At 35.7% G+C, this 18,773-nt stretch carries 20 protein-coding genes; 1 reads left to right on the top strand and 19 read right to left on the bottom strand.

Features of this window, described 5'->3' with window-relative positions; genetic code table 11:
• Positions 1–3: 3 nt before the first annotated feature.
• The 7 genes from HYG86_RS14440 to HYG86_RS14410 all read right to left on the bottom strand — a co-directional run bounded on the left by HYG86_RS14440 (position 4) and on the right by HYG86_RS14410 (position 5,185).
• Positions 4–468: a (2Fe-2S)-binding protein gene (locus HYG86_RS14440; protein WP_213166286.1), complete on the bottom strand. Its 465-nt coding sequence runs from the start codon at positions 466–468 to the stop codon at positions 4–6.
• Positions 469–470: 2 nt separating this feature from the next.
• Positions 471–1,352: an FAD binding domain-containing protein gene (locus HYG86_RS14435; RefSeq protein WP_213166285.1), complete on the bottom strand. Its 882-nt coding sequence runs from the start codon at positions 1,350–1,352 to the stop codon at positions 471–473.
• Between the two features lie 201 nt (positions 1,353–1,553).
• Positions 1,554–3,128 carry a sigma-54 interaction domain-containing protein gene (locus HYG86_RS14430; RefSeq protein WP_213166284.1) on the bottom strand — a complete coding sequence of 525 codons (1,575 nt, stop codon included), beginning with the start codon at positions 3,126–3,128 and terminating at the stop codon, positions 1,554–1,556.
• A gap of 427 nt (positions 3,129–3,555) precedes the next feature.
• Positions 3,556–4,092: a hypothetical protein gene (locus HYG86_RS14425; RefSeq protein ID WP_213166283.1), complete on the bottom strand. Its 537-nt coding sequence runs from the start codon at positions 4,090–4,092 to the stop codon at positions 3,556–3,558.
• A gap of 32 nt (positions 4,093–4,124) precedes the next feature.
• Positions 4,125–4,493 (bottom strand): hypothetical protein, encoded by a 369-nt coding sequence (locus tag HYG86_RS14420; protein ID WP_213166282.1) that lies wholly within the window; start codon positions 4,491–4,493, stop codon positions 4,125–4,127.
• Between the two features lie 68 nt (positions 4,494–4,561).
• Positions 4,562–4,684: a HepT-like ribonuclease domain-containing protein gene (locus HYG86_RS14415; protein WP_213166281.1), complete on the bottom strand. Its 123-nt coding sequence runs from the start codon at positions 4,682–4,684 to the stop codon at positions 4,562–4,564.
• 177 nt (positions 4,685–4,861) lie between these two features.
• Positions 4,862–5,185 (bottom strand): nucleotidyltransferase family protein, encoded by a 324-nt coding sequence (locus HYG86_RS14410; protein ID WP_213166280.1) that lies wholly within the window; start codon positions 5,183–5,185, stop codon positions 4,862–4,864.
• A 593-nt stretch (positions 5,186–5,778) separates the two neighbouring features.
• On the opposite strand from HYG86_RS14410, the gene HYG86_RS14405 reads away from it, so the two are divergent.
• Positions 5,779–6,390 (top strand): YczE/YyaS/YitT family protein, encoded by a 612-nt coding sequence (locus HYG86_RS14405; protein WP_213166279.1) that lies wholly within the window; start codon positions 5,779–5,781, stop codon positions 6,388–6,390.
• Between the two features lie 133 nt (positions 6,391–6,523).
• Here the strand turns inward: HYG86_RS14405 and HYG86_RS14400 are convergent, their stop codons facing one another.
• From HYG86_RS14400 to HYG86_RS14345, 12 genes are all read right to left on the bottom strand, one after another.
• Positions 6,524–7,060 carry a hypothetical protein gene (locus tag HYG86_RS14400; RefSeq protein ID WP_213166278.1) on the bottom strand — a complete coding sequence of 179 codons (537 nt, stop codon included), beginning with the start codon at positions 7,058–7,060 and terminating at the stop codon, positions 6,524–6,526.
• A gap of 376 nt (positions 7,061–7,436) precedes the next feature.
• A complete protein-coding gene (locus HYG86_RS14395) occupies positions 7,437–8,657 on the bottom strand; it encodes a hypothetical protein (protein ID WP_213166277.1) in 1,221 nt (406 codons plus the stop codon).
• Between the two features lie 346 nt (positions 8,658–9,003).
• Positions 9,004–9,390, bottom strand: a complete 387-nt coding sequence (locus HYG86_RS14390) for a RidA family protein (RefSeq protein ID WP_213166276.1) — start codon at positions 9,388–9,390, stop codon at positions 9,004–9,006.
• Positions 9,391–9,450: 60 nt separating this feature from the next.
• Complete coding sequence (locus HYG86_RS14385; protein ID WP_213166275.1) at positions 9,451–10,434, bottom strand: DUF697 domain-containing protein; 984 nt, start codon at positions 10,432–10,434, stop codon at positions 9,451–9,453.
• Between the two features lie 318 nt (positions 10,435–10,752).
• Positions 10,753–11,550 carry an ABC transporter permease gene (locus tag HYG86_RS14380; RefSeq protein ID WP_213166274.1) on the bottom strand — a complete coding sequence of 266 codons (798 nt, stop codon included), beginning with the start codon at positions 11,548–11,550 and terminating at the stop codon, positions 10,753–10,755.
• Positions 11,551–11,552: 2 nt separating this feature from the next.
• On the bottom strand, positions 11,553–12,338 hold the full coding sequence (locus tag HYG86_RS14375) for an ABC transporter permease (RefSeq protein WP_213166273.1): 786 nt from the start codon (positions 12,336–12,338) through the stop codon (positions 11,553–11,555).
• Positions 12,335–13,312, bottom strand: a complete 978-nt coding sequence (locus HYG86_RS14370) for an ABC transporter ATP-binding protein (RefSeq protein WP_213166272.1) — start codon at positions 13,310–13,312, stop codon at positions 12,335–12,337. Before HYG86_RS14370 ends, HYG86_RS14375 begins: the two co-directional genes overlap by 4 nt.
• A 223-nt stretch (positions 13,313–13,535) precedes the next feature.
• Positions 13,536–14,555, bottom strand: a complete 1,020-nt coding sequence (locus HYG86_RS14365; protein WP_213166271.1) for an ArsR/SmtB family transcription factor — start codon at positions 14,553–14,555, stop codon at positions 13,536–13,538.
• A 184-nt stretch (positions 14,556–14,739) separates the two neighbouring features.
• The gene (locus tag HYG86_RS14360; RefSeq protein ID WP_213166270.1) at positions 14,740–15,159 is read right to left on the bottom strand and encodes a GNAT family N-acetyltransferase; all 420 of its coding nucleotides are present in this window, start codon (positions 15,157–15,159) and stop codon (positions 14,740–14,742) included.
• Between the two features lie 308 nt (positions 15,160–15,467).
• Positions 15,468–16,349, bottom strand: coding sequence for a CPBP family intramembrane glutamic endopeptidase (locus HYG86_RS14355; RefSeq protein ID WP_213166269.1), 882 nt, complete (start codon positions 16,347–16,349; stop codon positions 15,468–15,470).
• Between the two features lie 301 nt (positions 16,350–16,650).
• The gene (locus HYG86_RS14350; RefSeq protein ID WP_213166268.1) at positions 16,651–18,231 is read right to left on the bottom strand and encodes a hypothetical protein; all 1,581 of its coding nucleotides are present in this window, start codon (positions 18,229–18,231) and stop codon (positions 16,651–16,653) included.
• A gap of 255 nt (positions 18,232–18,486) precedes the next feature.
• Complete coding sequence (locus HYG86_RS14345; RefSeq protein WP_213166267.1) at positions 18,487–18,738, bottom strand: hypothetical protein; 252 nt, start codon at positions 18,736–18,738, stop codon at positions 18,487–18,489.
• Between the last annotated feature and the right edge of the window lie 35 nt (positions 18,739–18,773).

The following is an 18,773-nucleotide window of genomic DNA, read 5'->3' as shown; positions in this document are numbered from 1 at the left end:
TCTTTACTTTTGTGAAGCTATTTGAATGGCATCAACAATCTTTGCATACCCAGTACATCTACATAGATTACCTGAAATTGATTGTTTAATTTCTTCCTCAGTTGGGTTTGGTTTTCTCATCAAAAGCGCTTTACCAGATAAAATCATTCCTGGGGTACAAAATCCACATTGAACAGCTCCAGCATCTATGAATGCCTGCTGTAGTTTATCAAGTTCTCCATTTTCGGACAATCCCTCAAGGGTAAGAACAGATCTGCCATGAACTTGAGGTGCTAGCACTACACAAGACGTAACAGGTTCATCGTCAAGGACTACAGTACAGGCGCCACACTCTCCTTCAGAGCAGCCCTCTTTAACACTTGTGAGGTTAAACTGTTCCCTCAACATATCTATTAGTCTTGTGTTAGGATATATCTCAATCTCGACATCTTTGTAGTTTAGGTTAAATACGATCTTTACTTTTTCCATGACTATACCCCCTTATTTGCTTTAACTTGTTCGTTGTATAGATTTTCTAGTACTTGTCTTGCTACACCTTTGATACTTTCTTTTTTATAAGGAGCTAAAAGCTTAAACGGAGAGTTTGTAACACTTGCTTCTGCTATTTCAGAGATTTTCTCGATGCATTCTTCTAATTTTAGGAAGCTTATTTCCTGCCCTTCAAGTATTTGCTCTGCTTCATAAGCCCTCATTGGATGTCTTGCTACTGCACCAAGGGAGATTTTAACATTGGAAAACGTGTTTTCATTCATGTTTAACTTAAAAGCTGCGCCCACACTTAAAACAACAATAGCTAAAGCTTTTCTTCTACCTAATTTTTTGAACTCAGAATACTCACGTTTATTGAAGAACACTTCAGTTATAACTTCATCAGGTTTAAGGCTGGTATTTCCATTTCCTATATAAAATTCTTTTAGTTCCACTACTCTCTCACCACTTAGGCTAACTAGCTTAAGTTTAGCATCGAGAGCCATTAGCGCAGTAACAGAGTCTGCTGCGGCAGACGAGTTAGCTATATTACCTCCTACGGTTCCTAAGTTACGTATCTGTGGGGACCCTACTTCTGCAGCAGAGTTTGCTAAAACCTTTGCGTATCTCTTAATTAAGTCTGATCTTTCGAGCTGAGTAAATGTGGTTGTTGCCCCTACTCTAATTACGTCACCATCTTCTCGGATGTAATTTATTTCACTTACCTGCTTTAAATCAATTAGTTTTCTAGGTTGAACCCACTTTTTCCTCATCTGGATCATAATATCGGTTCCGCCAGCAATGAAGTATGTGTCTTCTCCATGTGCCAAAATCTTTAGTACTCCTTCTAAATCAGTTGGAGCATAGTAGCTAAATTGTTTCATATCCATCCCTCCTAACTTTTTTTATCTATCAGCGCTGTCATCATTTATAATGCAATTACTGTGCCATTTTAAAAACCAGGTATATGGCTATTATAATAATAGAGACTTTTTCAAAATTGAAAAGGTCTCTATTGTAAGTGCCTATGGCAAAGCTGTTTCGATGTATTTCAAAAGTGAAATAGTATTTTAAATCTGAAATAGTTAGTTATCAATTTCAAGTTCTTTCATCCTACGCCATAAAGTTGTATTGCTTATATTCAGCTGTCTAGCAACTTTGGCTTTAACACCATTGTTATCCTTCAAGCTATTTTCAATTATTCTTTTTTCGTATTTAGCTAGCATGGTACTTAAGTCTCCCTGCTCGCCCACTGTAATTTGATTATCTAAAAGCTTATTAGGCAAAAATTCTTTTGTTATTATTCTATTACTTCCGATTACATTAAAAATCCTTTCTATACAGTTAATTAATTCTCTAACATTACCTGGCCAATGATAGCTAGTCATATAAGATAAAGCTTCTTCATCTATATCCTCAACAAACTTTCCAAAACTTCTATTCATTTGATAAATAGCATTTTTAACTATCAATCGGATGTCTGATCTTATCTCCCTTAGAGCAGGCAAATTTATATCAACTACATTGAGCCTATAAAATAAATCCTGCCTAAACTTACCGCTCCGAGCCATTTCTTCTAAGTCTTTATTAGTAGCAGATACAACCCTTATATCTAAAGGAATTACTTTATTTGAGCCTAGACGTTTAACTTCACGTTCTTGGAGGACCCTAAGTATTTTCGATTGTAAATCTAGATCCATTTCGCTTATTTCGTCCAGAAAAATAGTCCCTCCATTTGCTTGCTCAAATACACCAGGGGATCCATCTTTCCTCGCACCAGTAAAAGCTCCTCCTTCATATCCGAAAAAGTTACTTTCCATTAGATTTGGAGGAATTGCAGCACAATTGATTGCCACGAATGGTTTTGAACTTCTGTCACTTAGGTTGTGTACCGATTGAGCGAATAGTTCTTTCCCAGTTCCAGTTTCGCCAAAAATTAGAACACTAGAACTTGATTTCCCCGTAATTTTTACAATATTCTTTGCTTTAACTAGTGATGCTGATTCACCAATTATATCGTCTAGCGAATACTTCGCTGTCTGGTGTTTTTTTACCTCGTTAATTAGTATTTGACTTGCAATAGTAGTATCTTCGTTATTAAATCCAAAACCAAACTCCTTAGTTATGGGAATCCGCACTGCACTAGCACCACTGACATAATTCGAGCCACCAATAATTGGTCTTTGTTTCTCCATGGCCTCTTTTGCATCTTTGCTTGCTTTCCCTAAGTAATCTTCTTTTATTTCACCCTTAGAACTCACTGTCGCTATTCTAACTCCCTCTGAATCAAAGACCACCGCTTCTCCACCAGCCACCCGAGAAATAAAGGGTAGAGACTGAATCAAAGATTCCTTCAACCTATTATTATTTTTAACTATTTCTATATTACTGCTACATAATACATAGTCATTAATAGGAATACACCAAGCTTGTGCACCATCTTCAATACTTGAAACACCCGATATAGCTTTTTTCTTTAGGTATGCCTCAGCTGCAGAATCGTAGTAACTTCCCTCAAGCTCTACTTTAACATTCCCAGCAGAATCAATTGTTTTAATTCTGTACCCGTATTTATCAGTTAATGTAGCATACCCTCCGGTAATCTTAGCAATAATTTCTAGGGAATCCAGAAGTATCTCCAAAAGACTGTTATTATACATTTAACCACCTCTTTTTTTCATTTTCATTCTTTTTTTGATATTATTCGACATTGTTCTATATAATCCTCTTAAAGCTTAATGGTAAATAAAAATCATATTCACCTGAAAAGTTATTCTAACACCTGAAAAGCATATAAATATAAGAACATTGTTACTGAATACTGACTTATTAAAACTATTAACTATTGTTTAAATACTTTCTATATTAGTAAAGGATGTATTCAATAAATTGCTTATTTAATTACAAAAATCCCACTGGACGTTAGTTATCAGTGAGATTTCGTACTCTGTGCAGTTGTGGTTGTTTCTTAGAATCCTATATTTATGCAATTATCAGGAATATTAGTAGAGTTCCATAACTATGCCTATTATTTCTAAATACTATGTTAATCTTTAGGAAAACGTATTTTCTTGAGTTTCTAATGAATTACATTCTTTGCTGATGAGGGACTTGTGGCTTCATGTATAGTTTATAAAGATGGTACAGTAATAGTGGAGGGGAGCAAAACATTCCAATCATAATGGCAATTGTCAGCAACGCTACATAAATTGGCCAAATAAAAATCAATAACAACCCTAAACTTCCCATAGAGCGAAATGTCCCGTTCATTATCTTCAGTCCACAAATAAGTGAAATCCCCAAATAGGCAAATAGTAATATGAAACCTAATTTATAAACTAGGGCTGGTATATCGCTATTTTCTATTCCACTAAGGTATCTTATGGATGTGGTATAGCCTATAAATGCGCCTAATACTGAAAAAATCCCTGCATTTCTCACATATTCAACACTTTCATTTTTGATTCTAAACTCCCTTTGCCTATGTTTTTGCTCCGTTGCTTTAGTTATACAAGGCTTGCATCTACCACTATCCCCTAAGTCATAACATTCTTTGCAAAGGTTTTTATTACAGATTTTACATACTGCAACCACTTCTCTATCGCTATGATAATAACATTTCACGATCATCTCTCCTTACACTGGTATCTTTTGCTTTACATCCATTCATCGTCATCATCTAAGTTCTTGTGCAGTGTAGATATGATATCGTTGCAGGTTCTAATCTGGTTTAATATGGCTTCATTGTCGTCATTATAGTTGTCCCTCACATAGTTCAGTGCCCTTCTTGTCACTTGAGATATGTATGAAGAAAGAAGCTTCCGAGCTTCTTCCACATCTATCTTTTCTTTACCAATATCAAAAGCCTCCAGTGATAAATCCTGGAGATTCTTTTTAAGCTTTTGGTTTATAATTTCTTCGTAGATACCCTGCTTTAAAATACCCCTCACCTCGGTTAGTTTGTTACTTAAGGTATTCGCTTTAATTACATATATTTCCTGCTTATGAGTTAAAATAAGCCCCACTAATGGCTAATATAATTTAGTGAGGCTTAATGTACATGCGTTGTATTTTTCATATAATAAAAAAGAAGCTAATTGCTTAGCTCCATTAGTTGTGTTCTCAATACTCTTATGTCCATATCAATAATTTCCCATATTAGGTTCAAATTAACACCCTCATAATCATGAACTATACGATTTCTTAAACCTCTCATTTTAAACTAAGGAATTTCAGGGTGTTTTAAAATATACCCTTTATCTAGTTTATTCACTAACTCACCATTTGACTTAAATTAAAGACGCAAGCTTCCACCATCATGCTGTTATTTCTAAATTCAGTATAATCTACATCATTGATGTATCTCAATATAGAGTCAATATAATTAATTATCTTAAGAATAATCTTCTGATTTTTCATATATTACCACACCCTTATCTTCAATTTCTTGCATTATTAAAGAATCTGGATCAATATGCGATTTATCTATTAAGTCTATTTCAACTCCTAAAGTATTAACAAGGATTTCTAACAATCCAACAAAGTCAAGGCCTCTTAATTTTCCCTTTGTGTCGATATATAAATCTATGTCACTACCGTTAACAGCCTCACCTTTTGCATATGAACCAAATAATATTGCCTTATGGATTGGGTATTTTTTTAATATAGGAACTGCCTTTTGTTCAATCGCTTGAATTGAAATAAAATTAGAAGTCATGATATTCAACCTCCTTAACTATTTAAGATAATATCACATGTTTATTATATCATTACTAAATAGAATATGATAATTACATAGTAAGTTCCTAGCACAATGAGGTAGCTAGAACATTAACTTCGGGGAGCTACCAAAGCTGAAGATTCGTCCACATTTGTAGAGGAAATGCAGCGGGCCATATTGGAGTTATGGCAGGTACAATAATTGTGAAGTCGATATTATATTATTACTATTTATGCTTTGACTATTCACTATGTTTTGCTTTACATTAGTTATTCGTCTTTATCCTAGGTTTCCTGCTCCTAACGCGAATTTTGTTGTTCTATAATTATATAAAAAGAATCCCGGATCTTTCATATTAAGGGTGATTATTCTAGTGCATATCATGCTACTTTCTGTTCTTTATTTGCTTGATGTTCTTCTTTCCAGGTTTGTATGAAGTATTCTCCATAAAATCTGTCTTATATATAGTTTTTAGAACCATAGTTCTATATTGTAGAATTTTTTTCATTTTACCCCTTGACTTGACCTATTATATATAGAGTATACTGAAGTAAATAGACTCTATATAAATAGCTGAAGGTGGTTGAACTGTGAAACGTTATCTATTTTATTTTATTGGCTTATTTATCTCTGCAGTTGGTATTACTGGTGTTATTGTGGCGGAGTTAGGCACTGGTGCTTGGGACTCGGTATTTGTGGGCTTGACTAATAAGGTTGGCTTAAGCCCTGGATCATGGAATATAATTACTGGTGGCCTACTTATGTTGTTCAATGCTTCTTTAGCTAAAAAGAAGCCTGAATTTCTTTCTTTTTTAACTGTTTTCATCCTAGGTGTTTTTATCGATATCAACTTATTTCTGTATAGCTTTATTGATATTGTAACTTTACCTGAAAAAATGTTGTTGTTTGCAATTAGTTTTGTATGTATGGCATTGGGTGTAGGGTCTTATCTTCAGGCTAAGTTTCCACCTACTCCTATTGATAGTCTTATGATGGTTGTCCACAAAAGGTTTAATATTAGCATGGCTTTTTCTCGGCTAATATGTGAAATTACTGCCCTTACAACTGGGTTATTTTTAGCAGGTCCTGTTTCTTACGGAACTGTTGTTATAGTATTGGCAATTGGTCCTTGCATTCAGTACGCATATAGAAAGATGGATGTACTTTATAATAGGCCGAAGAAAGAGGCAGCTGTTGTTTAGATTGTTTCTTTAAGGGAAGTCAAAAAGAGTATTTACTCCTACGGTGGGTAAATACTCTTTTTATTTTAGTCTTAATTTATTGTGGCTTTTTAACTGTTGGATAAGTTTCGTCTTTTCCTACGCTTCCACTGAATTACATACTTTGCTGGTGAGGAACTGGTGGCTTTATGTACAGTTTATAAAGATGGTACAGTAATAGTGGAACTGAGCAAAACATTCCAATCATAAGGGCAATTATTAGCAATGCAACATAAATTGGCCATATAAAAATCAATAACAACCCTAAACTTCCCATGGAGCGAAATGTCCCGTTCATTATCTTCAATCCACAAATAAGTGAAATCCCCAAATAGGCAAATAGTAATATGAAACCTAATTTATAAACTAGAGCAGGTATATCGCTATTTTCTATTCCACTAAGGTATCTTATGGATGTGGTATAGCCTATAAATGCGCCTAATACTGAAAAAATCCCTGCATTTCTTACATATTCAACACTTTCATTTTTGATTCTAAACTCCCTTTGCCTATGTTTTTGCTCCGTTGCTTTAGTTATACAAGGCTTGCATCTACCACTATCCCCTAAGTCATAACATTCTTTGCAAAGGTTTTTATTACAGATTTTACATACTGCAACCACTTCACTATCGCTATGATAATAACATTTCACGATCATCTCTCCTTACACTGGTATCTACTTTACATCCATTCAATGACTATTTCTTCTTTACCTTTAATAGATAGTTATGTAGCTTCCACATATTGTCTAATATATAAATTCTTCATTTTGACCTAAATTCCTTTTAATATTTATGTATTTTCAATAATTAACCCCCACATGGATATAAACACGTGTTACATACAATGGCAGACAATCCTGCAACGTAAATGGGCACAAAAACTGTTGTAGGATTCTCTGTTTGCTATATTGAAAAATCCACTAAAGATTGGCTCTTCGGTGGATTTTTAATAGCTATGTGCTTTTTTTAGAAAACTCCGTCCATGTTATCATTGATTTATACGAAGTAGGTAGTGCATTGTGGAGTTTAAGCTTTAGGGTGTTCGCTGGGTAAGGATAAGTACGGACGATCAAAGCTTTTTTCGTATGCTTGATTTGCTTTGAGTTGTTGATCCCAAAATGAGTTTATCATCCCTGTTTTAGACACTAGTTTAACGATAGTTGACACAACTGTGCCAAATTGAACGGGTATGGCTAGTTGTTCAATATTTTTTATGTTGAAATTACCTTCATTGACTAAATTCTCAATGGTCTTTACCAATGGCACAATGGTTTTTTCTTGGTTTTGAGGAGATCTTGCCCTCAATCCTTCTATTCCACCTTTTATGGCTGTACCAGTATATGTTCTTCCAAGTCTCAGTGCCAATTGTTCAAAATATGCTTCGAGATAGTGGGATTGACTGCTTTCAGGAAAACCCGATTGGACAAAGAAGCTTATGCTACCATCGGAGGTTTTAAGTTTTTCTATAAATGCCATGACATGGGAGGGCATTGCATGGACGTATAGGGGCATAAAGAACATAACGTGTTTCTCGTTTGTAAAGTTATCAGCCCATTCTCCCCACATATCTTCTTTTTTCAAATCACGTATCTCGATTTTGTCACCAAGGGTTTCAGCAGCTTTTCCCAGGATAAGTTCAGAATTGCTGCCACTTCGTCTAGGTGATCCGTTATAGATCACAAGTTTTTCCATGGGTTCAACTGACCTGAAGGCCACAGTTTGTCTTTTAGGTTTCCTTGATTCCAGTGGACGGATTTGTGTGTTGCCGTCTTTTAGAATTCTATAGGATTTACCTTTAAAGTGAAAGGCAGTGCGATATAGGTAATCTTCAATAACTTGTTCTTCTTGATTTTTTAATCCTTGGTTATCAAAATAAAAAACCATATCGGGGTATGATTGGTATCTCGCTACATGATGACACTCTGCGTTTACGATTTCTATGTATGGATGGTAATGGGGGATTGTCCTGTCCAAAAAAGCTTTAGCTTTATTGTTGATAAATCCCTGGGCTGTGTCTATTAGGAAAATTACCGTATCACTATTTACATAATCGGGGTAGATTTCGCTCATGGAATCCTTCATTACGCATATACCAGGGGTTTTGAGCCAACAGTTCCAACAACCAATGCACGGTTTTATGGATTTTCCTCCTAGTCTTACAATGTTCAATGGTTCATCATATAAGCTTTGTATGTCTTCATAGATTTTATCTTCTTGGTTTTTTCTTAGATCAAATATGGTTTTCATTTTATCTCTCCTTCGATACTTTTTGATATGAGTAGTTTATAATTAAGGGCAATAAAGCACGTTTTTCCTGTTGCTAGTTTATGTATTCTCTCTTATACATTTTTTTCCTGCTTAGATTAGACATTTATTTTGTGTAGACAGGGGCTAGCAGATGTTTTTGAGGGTCCGGGTAGGTACGGAGCCCTACCCCTACACTAACTACTGGATCTATCTTTTTATTTACATCATAAAGAAATATCCTAACACTGGATTAGGCAGATTTTTGTGCAAGTTCTAAATAAAAAATGAAAACCCTGTTTATGTGGGTTTTCATTATTGTAACAACTAAATAAACATAGGCTGCGAGCTATTGCTTTTCAATTTCAGCTATCATCTCTATTTCCACTTTTGCTCCCAGTGGTAGTTCTGCTACTCCTATGGTTGTTCGTGAGGGGTAGGGCTCTGTGAATTGTTGTTGGTACACTGCGTTCATTTCGCTAAAATCTTGCATGTTAGTTAGGAATACGTTCACTTTTATTACATGGTCTGGTGTCAGGTCAGCTGCAGCTAGTACGTTAAATAGGTTTTCAAAGCATTGTTTAGTTTGGGCTCCTATGTCACCTTCTACTAATTTTCCTGTTTTTGGATCTATAGGGGTTTGGCCAGATAGGTATAAAAGATTTCCTGTTTGTACTGCGTGGGAGTATGGTCCAATTGCCACTGCTCCTTTGGCAGTGAAAGATTTTCTCGGCATTTTTAATCATCCTTCCTTTTTTATAGGCTTAGCTTAGCTTGGCTTAGCTTGGGAGGTGTTCTAAATGTCCATACTTTTTTTCTTACCGAAACTAAATAGTTTTTCTTTGCTTTTTCTGAGCAACTTAATAGTGCCCTTTCCAGCACCTTTAACTACTGATTTTACTATAAGGGATGTGTTTTGTTTTACTATAGTACCAAGGAGTTCACATGCTTCTAGTGTTGCAGCTTTTCTTACGCTTTTTCGATCTACTTCAGTTAAGCTGCTGCAATATTTCATGGCAATTTTACCTACCCTCAATGACAAAAAGGCATTGGCGCTTCCTTCTAGCACTGAGTTTACCACTAGATTAGAAACGATTACTGTTTGAGATGCTAGTATGGTTTCCCCTAGTAGGGCAGTTATAACAGGTTCTAGCTGTTCATCAATTAAGTTTAGTTCGTTAATCTCTTTAGCCATGAGTACTGTACCACCAACGTTTATGTAAAGTAATACTAGTTCTTTGACTGTTGGCCGTTGATTGTATATATGGGCTATATTCCAAATCATTTTGCTGAGGTTTAGTAACACGAATAACCCATCTAAGGAACCATTTTGTGATATGGCTGTGGTTATAAACACCGTTGATGAGTACTTTTTTACAATTCCTTCTGCCTGACTGTCTAGTTCTTTTAATGCAGCTTTTACTTGAGCTTCGGTACTTTCTTTATCACTAAATTGGAATCCAGTGTTTAGGAGATGTTTATTTTTTCTTAGGCGTTTTCTTAAATTTGCTATGTATCTACTATAGCCTTCCTCATCTCCTTGTTTAGGGACTTTTAACCCCCTGGGAAGTTTTAAATACATAATTACAGGGAGAATAAGTGCGCTCCCAAAAATGGCAGTGAGCACAAGCAGTACTATTTGCCCTAAAGTTTGGTTAATATTTGATGTTATAATATATAGCTGATAAACTTGATTTATTACAAATACTACTAACAGCACTAGTAGTAAAATCATTAAAGCGGTAATGTATTTTTTTAGTATACTGGCTAAATTATTCAATGTTATCCTCCTAGTTTTCAGATAATACTATATTCAATTTAGCCTCACTATTATCCTGCTTGAAGTTATAGAAATGTGGGGACATCTTCCTCTCTACATTTTTTAATGTCAGCATTTGAAGAAGTTCAAAAGATCAATTGTTCACTTTATGTGAGTAACCGACCTTTTTTATATTCTTAGCATTAATCATTTTAGAAAGTTATCAGGTCTATGTAACTAAACAAAGAAAGAGCATCTTCAAATAGATGCTCTTTCTTTGTTTAAAACAACCTCCACTTTCTTTTAACAAAGTAGAGGTTGTTTTATATAGAAGGGAGTCTAGTATATATCCAGTGAAGCAGTATTTTTTGCAACTCTCTCCATTATTTTAAGTAGTACATATCCTAAAGTTGTGTATATTATTCCCACTACTATTTCTTGGGACATGAGTCTGTATACCATATCCCTGCTCCCCCCATCCATTAGTAGTGCAGCTGCTTTAATGCTTCTTGTGACAGGTAGCCCATAGCAGACTTTTTGTATTATGTTTGGGAACATCTCTATGGGGAAATTTGCACCCGTTAAAGCCAGTAGTCCCATGGCTGCTGTATTCATTAGTAGGTTCATATCCCTTATCCATAGTCCAAAACTTCCTATCATCAGCCCCAGACCTGAGGCTGCAAACATTGCTACAAATATATTAAGGGCAAATAGTGGGAAGTTCACTCCTTTAAAGCTTACTCCAAATATCAATGCTCCTGCTATTAGTCCTATCAGCACAGTTATCACTGCATCTATTATATGCATGAAGGCTCTGCCTACAAACACCAAGAATTTATTGGATGGAGATGCTATGACTATTTTTAATGTACCAAAAACCCTTTCAATTGCTAGTACATTCCCTACACCGAATATTGCGTTATAGGTACATAGTAGAAATGAGTTTCCTATTACCCATGGTGTTACATCATCTACTCCATATGTGTACTTAGCTAAAAGGGAAAAGAACATAATTACAAATATGGGATTTATAACCTTCACTAATACGTATATCTTAGGGTCTAGCCATCCGAACAGTGATTTAAATGACAGAATTGATTGCCTAAAGAATCTTCCTATGATGTCTAATACTAACATATTTACTGCACCTCCAATGTGGCCTTTATTCTTGTTTCTTTGTCTATTCTATCAAAGAGCTTAGATGCTACTATGGAGTAAATGACTGTGATTAGAATTATTATTGCTATATTCGTGGCAAAGTTGCTAAAATCGTGAATTCCAAGGGAGCTATCCCTTAATAGCTTAATTGCCCATGTAGGAGACAGTATATATGATAGGGGTCTTATCCATACTGGAAGAACTTCTATGGGAAATAACACTCCACAAAGGATGAATATTGGATACTCTAGGCAGTTCATCAATGCTCTGGAGTTTCTAGACAATGTAAAGCTTGGGGCTAATAGCATGGATATGGCCATAAAGGAAAATAGGGAAATTATTAGTGATGCCATAAAAACTAAAGGATTTGCTATTGTTAATACTTCTCCAAATACTACACTTACAAATACAAATGTAATTACCATGGACATGAGGCCTAAAATTGTATTCCCTAGGACTTTACCTAGCATTATGATTTTGAATTGTACTGGAACCGATGTGACTATTTGTAATGTTCCCATGTATCGCTCCCTTTCGATATCTCCAGCGGAGGAGAAGCAGATGGAACTCCACAGGCTCATTATTCCTGTTCCTAAGACAACATAGGATGTGAAGTTTTCTATGCCTGAGTTTCTAAACATCATGTATGTTATTACTGCATATATAATGGGTTGAACTAGGACACAAAATTTAAATGTAGCCCTTGCAAAGGACTGTTTCATTTGTATCATGCAGCTGCCCCAGATTATTTTTAGTACACTTATCATGCGGTAACTCCCCCCACTAGATTCAAGTATGCATCTTCTAGAGTTGCCTCCCTGATGTTTATTCCCAAGGTTTTGTTGTCCTTTAATATATTCATTACTTTAGGTGTCATATCACTACAGTTAGAGCATTGTATTTGTAGAACTTGCAACAGTTCTTGCTGGGATACAAATACATTTTCTATGCCTTCTAGGCTTCTTATCTTATTAATTTTATCTGGGGTGACCCCTATGACCTTAACTTCCATTACAGAAAATCCTGAGTTTATACTCTTTAGGTTCATAGGTGTATCTAGTGCTGCTAGTTCACCTTTATTGATTATGGCGATTCTATCGCAAAGCTCATCGGCTTCAAACATATAGTGAGTTGTAAGCATTATTGTTTTACCAAGTGAAGATAGGTTCCTAATTATCTTTCTAAGGTCCCTTGCTCCTACAGGATCTAAGCCTATTGTTGGTTCATCCATGAATATAACTTCTGGGTCGTTTACAAGGCCCCTAGCTATCATGAGTCTTTGTTTCATCCCCTTAGAATAGGTCTCAACTTTCTCGTCGGCCCTATCACTTAGTCCTACCAGTTCTAGTAGCTCTGGTATTCTTTTTTGTCTGGTCTTTTTATCCACTTTGTAAAGGTCCGAAAAGTATGTTAGGTTATCCCTTGCACTTAGCCTCCAGTATAGACCCCTTTCTCCCCCGAATATGAAGTTAATAAGGGGTCTTAATTGCTTTTCTTCTCCAAAGGATTTGTAGCCTAGAACTTCAGCTTCCCCAGATGTGGGAGCCAATAGGGTTGTAAGTATCTTAATTGTGGTGGTCTTTCCTGCCCCATTTTGTCCAAGCAATCCAAATATTTCACCTTTGTTAACGTCAAAGGAAATGCCCTTAAGTGCTTGAATCTTTACATTTTCCTTTTTGATTATCCCCTTTGCTGAGTCATACTCTCGAACTAAGTTCTTAACTTCAATTACCTTATTCATATAACCATCTCCCTTGTAAGATATATATCTAATTAGATAGCTATATTATATTTCCATTGATTGGGTTAGTCAATACTATGTTTTTACGAAATTGTTAAATTAGTTGGAAATTATATTTCATTAGAATAATGACAAAAACAAACCACACTGTCACAAGGGTATCCTCAATAAGACAAAATTAAAAAGAATGTGCCAGGTGTTTACCTGACACATTCTTTTAGTCTTAAAGTTTATTATATAGATAGTCGCTAATTTGACCTAGGAGTTTTTCTAATTCATCTTTTTTTACATTAAAGTACTTTGTATTCTTTACCTTATCTTCCTCAATCAAGCCTACAGCCCTAAGTTGCTCTAGGTGATGGGAGATTGTGGCTGTTGTAAGATCTAGCCTTGATGCCAGTACCTTTCCGTAGGTAGGCCCAAGGAGAAGCTGCCGTACAATTTCTAGCCTTGTCCTGTCTGACAGCACCTTCATGGCATTTGTTATCTTCTCCCCCACTTCATTTAAGTACAGGCAGTCCCTTCTTACATCGTAGATTAGAATTTGGACCTCAGGGGTAAATGTTCTGAATCTATGGGGGCTTAAGAAATAAGATGGGATAAAAATAAATTCTTTAAATGGAAACACCCTGTGAAAGGTCTTGCCCATAAGTTCTTGGGCGACTACCAGGGGTTTCTTTGATTTTAGCTGGTTATTTATACTGTCAATGGAATGGGTGAATAGTTCTTCAAGGGTCTTTATCTTATCTGTAAAGAGTTGATTGTATATTTCACCTAATACCTTTACAAGACCCCTTCTAAAGGATGTTGTTTCATATAAAATATATTCTAGCCCTTCCCTGCACTCTTCTTCAACCATGTAGTTGTCTTCCATAAATTTAGGTAGTTCTTCTGGATTTTCTCTAATGCTTATTACTTTTTCCCTTTCAACGTCATAGACTTCACTTATAAAGTCAAGATCATTAGTTTTCTCTATACGCTGTAAAAAACCCTCCACGTCATCAAAATCCCTAGTGCTGATAAACAAGCTGTAAAGTTCTATGCCTGCCATGGGAAGTTTTGGTATGATTTTTAGAAACTCCCTGCTTGCCTCAGATATATTCTTATATGTTATATCCACCCACTCTTTAGCAAATTCATGGTGGGAGCTATTTGCCAGAAGGTGTACTGCTCCTATTAGTTCTATGTTTATGGAAAATAATACTGTTGTCTTTGGCACATCTATGTTTTTATGTATGTCCATGGGCATGGTTATCACCTCTAATTAGATAGTCATCTAAATCTTATTTGTATTCTATATTATAACCTTTTTTTAATCAATATCATAGAAAGACCTAGAAAAATAACCCTTGCTTTTCAAAGCAGGGGTTTGATTAGTGTTCTTTTATATCCATTGATACAAATGTAGCAGAGCTAAATACCCTTTTTTATTTAAGTTTAAAATAAATTAATTCCGGGTCTCCTTCATCGAGGTTTTCGATTATTCCGCTTCTGGTGAAGCCATTTCTTTCGAATACTTCTTGCATTCTAGTGTTTGATTGGTTAGTTGATGAGAATATTTTCTCTGTGGATGCTATTTTAACAAAGTGTTGGAGCAGGGCTGTGGCATGGCCTTTTCTTCTTTCCTGGGGAGATACTATTACTAATTCAATGAAACTATATCCGAAGAAATTGGTGTTATAGGTTAGGAAACCAGCTATTTCATTTTCTTGCATGGAAATAAGGCATGACTCAGATTCTATTGATTTCTTTAGCATGTCTTTCCTACCATTGTGTCCTATTACAGATTTGTCGATCTCTACTATTTTGTCTAGGTCTTTTAACTGTGCTTGTGTTAAACTGTTCATTTGGATTCTCCTCTATTTAAGCCATATTCGTATTGTTAATACGAAATTTATCTCTTTTTGTTTTATATGTAGGTCGATAAAAAATAAAGAAAAACATATAGCAGTAATCCATGTTTTTCTTTTAGGTTTTTACTAGCAGAACCCGTTTTTTACTGAACTGTAGTTATAGTATTAGCCATTGGGTCGTGTATTCAGTTTTCATATAAGAGGATGGAGCTGCTTTATAATCGGCCGAAGAAAGAGGCACAAGTGATTTAGGCTATTTCTATAGATGAAGATAGTTTGATGTCAGCCAAACAACGCTACACTCAAATTAATAGCTCATCTCTGTCAATTCGTTTTCTCCTTAGCCAAAGGCCAAAAGCTAAACATGCTGCAAGTGGTATAATACCCGTCAATGGATTAAATAAGATATTTCCTACCCCTTTAAACTCAATGATCTTTTCTTCAAGTATCAAAAAATTAGGGATAAGATCTTCAAATGTATGCATTAAAACAGCTGGCCAGACGGAGCGTGTAATTCTAGTCATCTCTACAAAAATGACAGCCCATATAGTAATAATAATGGGACTCTTAACAAGCGCATCAAGAATTCTATCTAAGGGGGTACTGTACATACTATCTGGCAGAAAGTATAGATAATAGGGAGCATGCCAGAAAGCCCATACCAAACCTACGATTAAATAGAGTTTGAAATCATTGATTTTTACTGCTGCAAGTTTCGGAGTCAAATACCCCTGCCATGCAAAATCTTCGAAGATATTCTTTATAATTAGTGCAATAAACATAGAAGCAATACTAGGTATAATGGATGCAGCTGAAAAGGATGAAAAACTCACTAATCCTAAAATCCAAGCTAATAGGGTAAACAATAATGTAATTGCAGGGAAAAATAGAATAGCCAAACCAAACCATTTAACATTTTGTTTGAATCTTGGTTTGATTCCTAAGTCTTTCCAATCTTTTCGAAAGGCTCTTATGGCAATACCGCATAGGAAGGGTAATACTAACCATATTCCCATCCCAAGGGTTTGCTCTTCTAATTGTTCTGGTAAAACCATGTCAATGAGAAGTCCAATCCACCCACTCAAAAGAGCGAGCATTATAAACAAAACAATATACATTTTTTCACTTGTTTTGACTATTTCCGTGTTACCTTTAACAGGTACATATCTTTCTGTTTTTGGCATTTTTTCACCTCATATTTTATTCCTTTATTTTTAACAGTACATTGGTACATGGGATATCACCTTTATACATATTTCCATCTCAACCTTTTCCGTTTGCCTTACGAGCCTTGGATGCATTAACACTTGAATTATCTCACATGTTTTAGCCTCTGGCAATATAATCCTTGAATAATTCTTAATAATCTGAAGTAAACACCTACATAATATTATATATCTTAGCGGCTCAGTACCCATCTAAGAGATTGGTTGGCAACATATTGCAAAAGAACAAGGCAGATTCACCTGCCTTGTTCTATATATGCTAATATTGACCTCTTGAGGGAACAATTACTCTTCCAGTCAAGAGGTTTGTTGTATGACCCCACATACTCCACCACCTAGTACCAGCTTTGACATATATAAATGGGTGTTCCCCTCTAGTTCTCATCTGAGCATCATAACCTAGTACATCTAACACTGCTAAATCTAGCCAAGCTAGGCCATAACCATCTGTCCTTCTATTAAATAAAACATCATATGCCGATGTAGGTGTTGCATTTTCTGAGTCTTTGGCTTCTAGATTCAACTTAGCACTCATAGTTAAACCGTTTGCAACTTTAATAAAATCATCACGCCCTGTTTCCCACAGCATAAATCCCCACTGTTGCTGAAATTGATACAACGTATACCACTTGTCTGATTCCAATTCACCGTATCTGTCGTAGGTATCATAGGGAATTCTATCTAGTGTCTGATCTATACTCCATAACATGCTCTTAGGCAAAGTTGTTTCGTTAAGGGTTCTTTCTACCTTTTCTAAAACTTTGTCATACTCTTCTTGAGTTACACAACCGTAAGTTCTTCCTGGGTATTTTACAAGCATATCTTCTTTTGTAGTAGTTCCATCTATAGTGTAAGAAAAACCCTTGTTTATAAGATAATATCCTTCATATTTCCCAGTACCAGGGCCCTGTCCAACTTGTTGGCTAATATCATAATCTTCCATAGGCGGTCTATTGCTGACTTTTACATTTTCCTCATCTATACCTCTATGCTTTACTGCAACTCTGTTACCTTCTTTAATAGTACTCAGATCATAAGATCGACTCCCCCACCACCATTGTCCCCCTATTTTATAATAGGCTTCAGCATGGTTTGCAGTGGCTATCATTTGTGTATCGTATCCTAGTATATCGAAAATAGCTAACTTTACCTGAGCAGATGCATCACAGTCTTTACGTTTTCTAAAAAGCACATCATAAGCTGAGGCTGGCGAAGCATCCCTTGGATCTTTGGCTGAACTTCCTAGTTTAACAGATAAACCAAGACCCGCCCTGTATGTAATGTAGTCTTCTTTACCTATGCTATAAAGGATAGTAGGTTCTGTTTTTTGGAATCCCCCTAAGGTTTCATGTCTTCCGGCTTCCAGCGGGCTATTTCTATCATAGTAAGTAAAGGGAACTCTCTTTAAAGTTTGGCCAATTGCCCAGAGAAACTCATCATCAATACTAAAATCTTCTACGGCTGCTTCAATCTTTGCAAATACCTTGTCGTATTCTTCTTGGGTTACACAGCCATATGTTCTGTCGGGGTATTTAACCCACATATCTTCTTGGGTCCTTGTTCCTGTAATTCCATAACCAAATCCTCTCTTAACAAGGTAATATCCCTCGTATTTATCTGTCCCAGGACCTCGACCTACTTGATGATCCACTCCTTTGAAGTTTTGTGTCTGCTCAATTTCATGACTGTTTATAATATATGTTTCGTTATTTTCTTCTTTTTCTACACTACCTTTGCTTTCAGTATCATTGATAGGTTGATTTGAGCATCCCATCATATTGAGTGAGATAATCAATATAAGTACTAGTAATACCCTTGCCTTATTTTTTACAAAAGCCATTTCTTCTCCCCCTCACAAAAGAAATATTCCAAACACATATTTACACGTAAATACATCCCTTTATTGATACTTTATTCTATTTTACTCATAAATTCCCTTCTTGTCAGAGGAACTAATTCTGGATAATACATTTTAATCCCCACTTCCTGTCAAGAAGTGGGGATTTACATATATTTATGCCTTAAGCCATACGTATGAGCTAGTTGCTCGCCGATCTACTTGGTTAGTTTTTTTATGTTGTTAAAATCATATATCTTAGTTACTTTCCAAAACTATTATATAGGATAGAAAGCCCCAGTAACCTAACTCAGTATCTGTTACAGGAAAAGCTGGTTCTCCTAGCTCTATTTTTAGGGTATATCCGCTTACTGTGTAGTCAGCCATAGTTTTAACTCCAAATCCTTCTAAACTTGGTAGCTTTGATGTTGCGCTTTCTGTTATTTTGTAGTTAGAACCAGTGGCTTCTACTGTGAATTTACCACCCTTTTCCTCAATATCAAATATCACTACCCCTGATTTATCTGAAACACCAGTAGCCGTTG

Source organism: Alkalicella caledoniensis (genome assembly GCF_014467015.1).
GTDB classification, from domain to species: Bacteria; Bacillota; Proteinivoracia; order Proteinivoracales; family Proteinivoracaceae; genus Alkalicella; species Alkalicella caledoniensis.
This window is presented reverse-complemented; position numbering and strand designations above follow the sequence as displayed.

Coding starts and splice junctions, on each gene's coding strand:
- HYG86_RS14440 (WP_213166286.1), bottom strand. CDS start 468: ATGGAAAAAGTAAAGATCGTATTTAACCTAAACTACAAAGATGTCGAG.
- HYG86_RS14435 (WP_213166285.1), bottom strand. CDS start 1,352: ATGAAACAATTTAGCTACTATGCTCCAACTGATTTAGAAGGAGTACTA.
- HYG86_RS14430 (WP_213166284.1), bottom strand. CDS start 3,128: ATGTATAATAACAGTCTTTTGGAGATACTTCTGGATTCCCTAGAAATT.
- HYG86_RS14415 (WP_213166281.1), bottom strand. CDS start 4,684: ATGAGAGGTTTAAGAAATCGTATAGTTCATGATTATGAGGGTGTTAAT.
- HYG86_RS14410 (WP_213166280.1), bottom strand. CDS start 5,185: ATGACTTCTAATTTTATTTCAATTCAAGCGATTGAACAAAAGGCAGTT.
- HYG86_RS14395 (WP_213166277.1), bottom strand. CDS start 8,657: ATGAAAACCATATTTGATCTAAGAAAAAACCAAGAAGATAAAATCTAT.
- HYG86_RS14390 (WP_213166276.1), bottom strand. CDS start 9,390: ATGCCGAGAAAATCTTTCACTGCCAAAGGAGCAGTGGCAATTGGACCA.
- HYG86_RS14380 (WP_213166274.1), bottom strand. CDS start 11,550: ATGTTAGTATTAGACATCATAGGAAGATTCTTTAGGCAATCAATTCTG.
- HYG86_RS14375 (WP_213166273.1), bottom strand. CDS start 12,338: ATGATAAGTGTACTAAAAATAATCTGGGGCAGCTGCATGATACAAATG.
- HYG86_RS14370 (WP_213166272.1), bottom strand. CDS start 13,312: ATGAATAAGGTAATTGAAGTTAAGAACTTAGTTCGAGAGTATGACTCA.
- HYG86_RS14365 (WP_213166271.1), bottom strand. CDS start 14,555: ATGGACATACATAAAAACATAGATGTGCCAAAGACAACAGTATTATTT.
- HYG86_RS14360 (WP_213166270.1), bottom strand. CDS start 15,159: ATGAACAGTTTAACACAAGCACAGTTAAAAGACCTAGACAAAATAGTA.
- HYG86_RS14355 (WP_213166269.1), bottom strand. CDS start 16,349: ATGCCAAAAACAGAAAGATATGTACCTGTTAAAGGTAACACGGAAATA.
- HYG86_RS14350 (WP_213166268.1), bottom strand. CDS start 18,231: ATGGCTTTTGTAAAAAATAAGGCAAGGGTATTACTAGTACTTATATTG.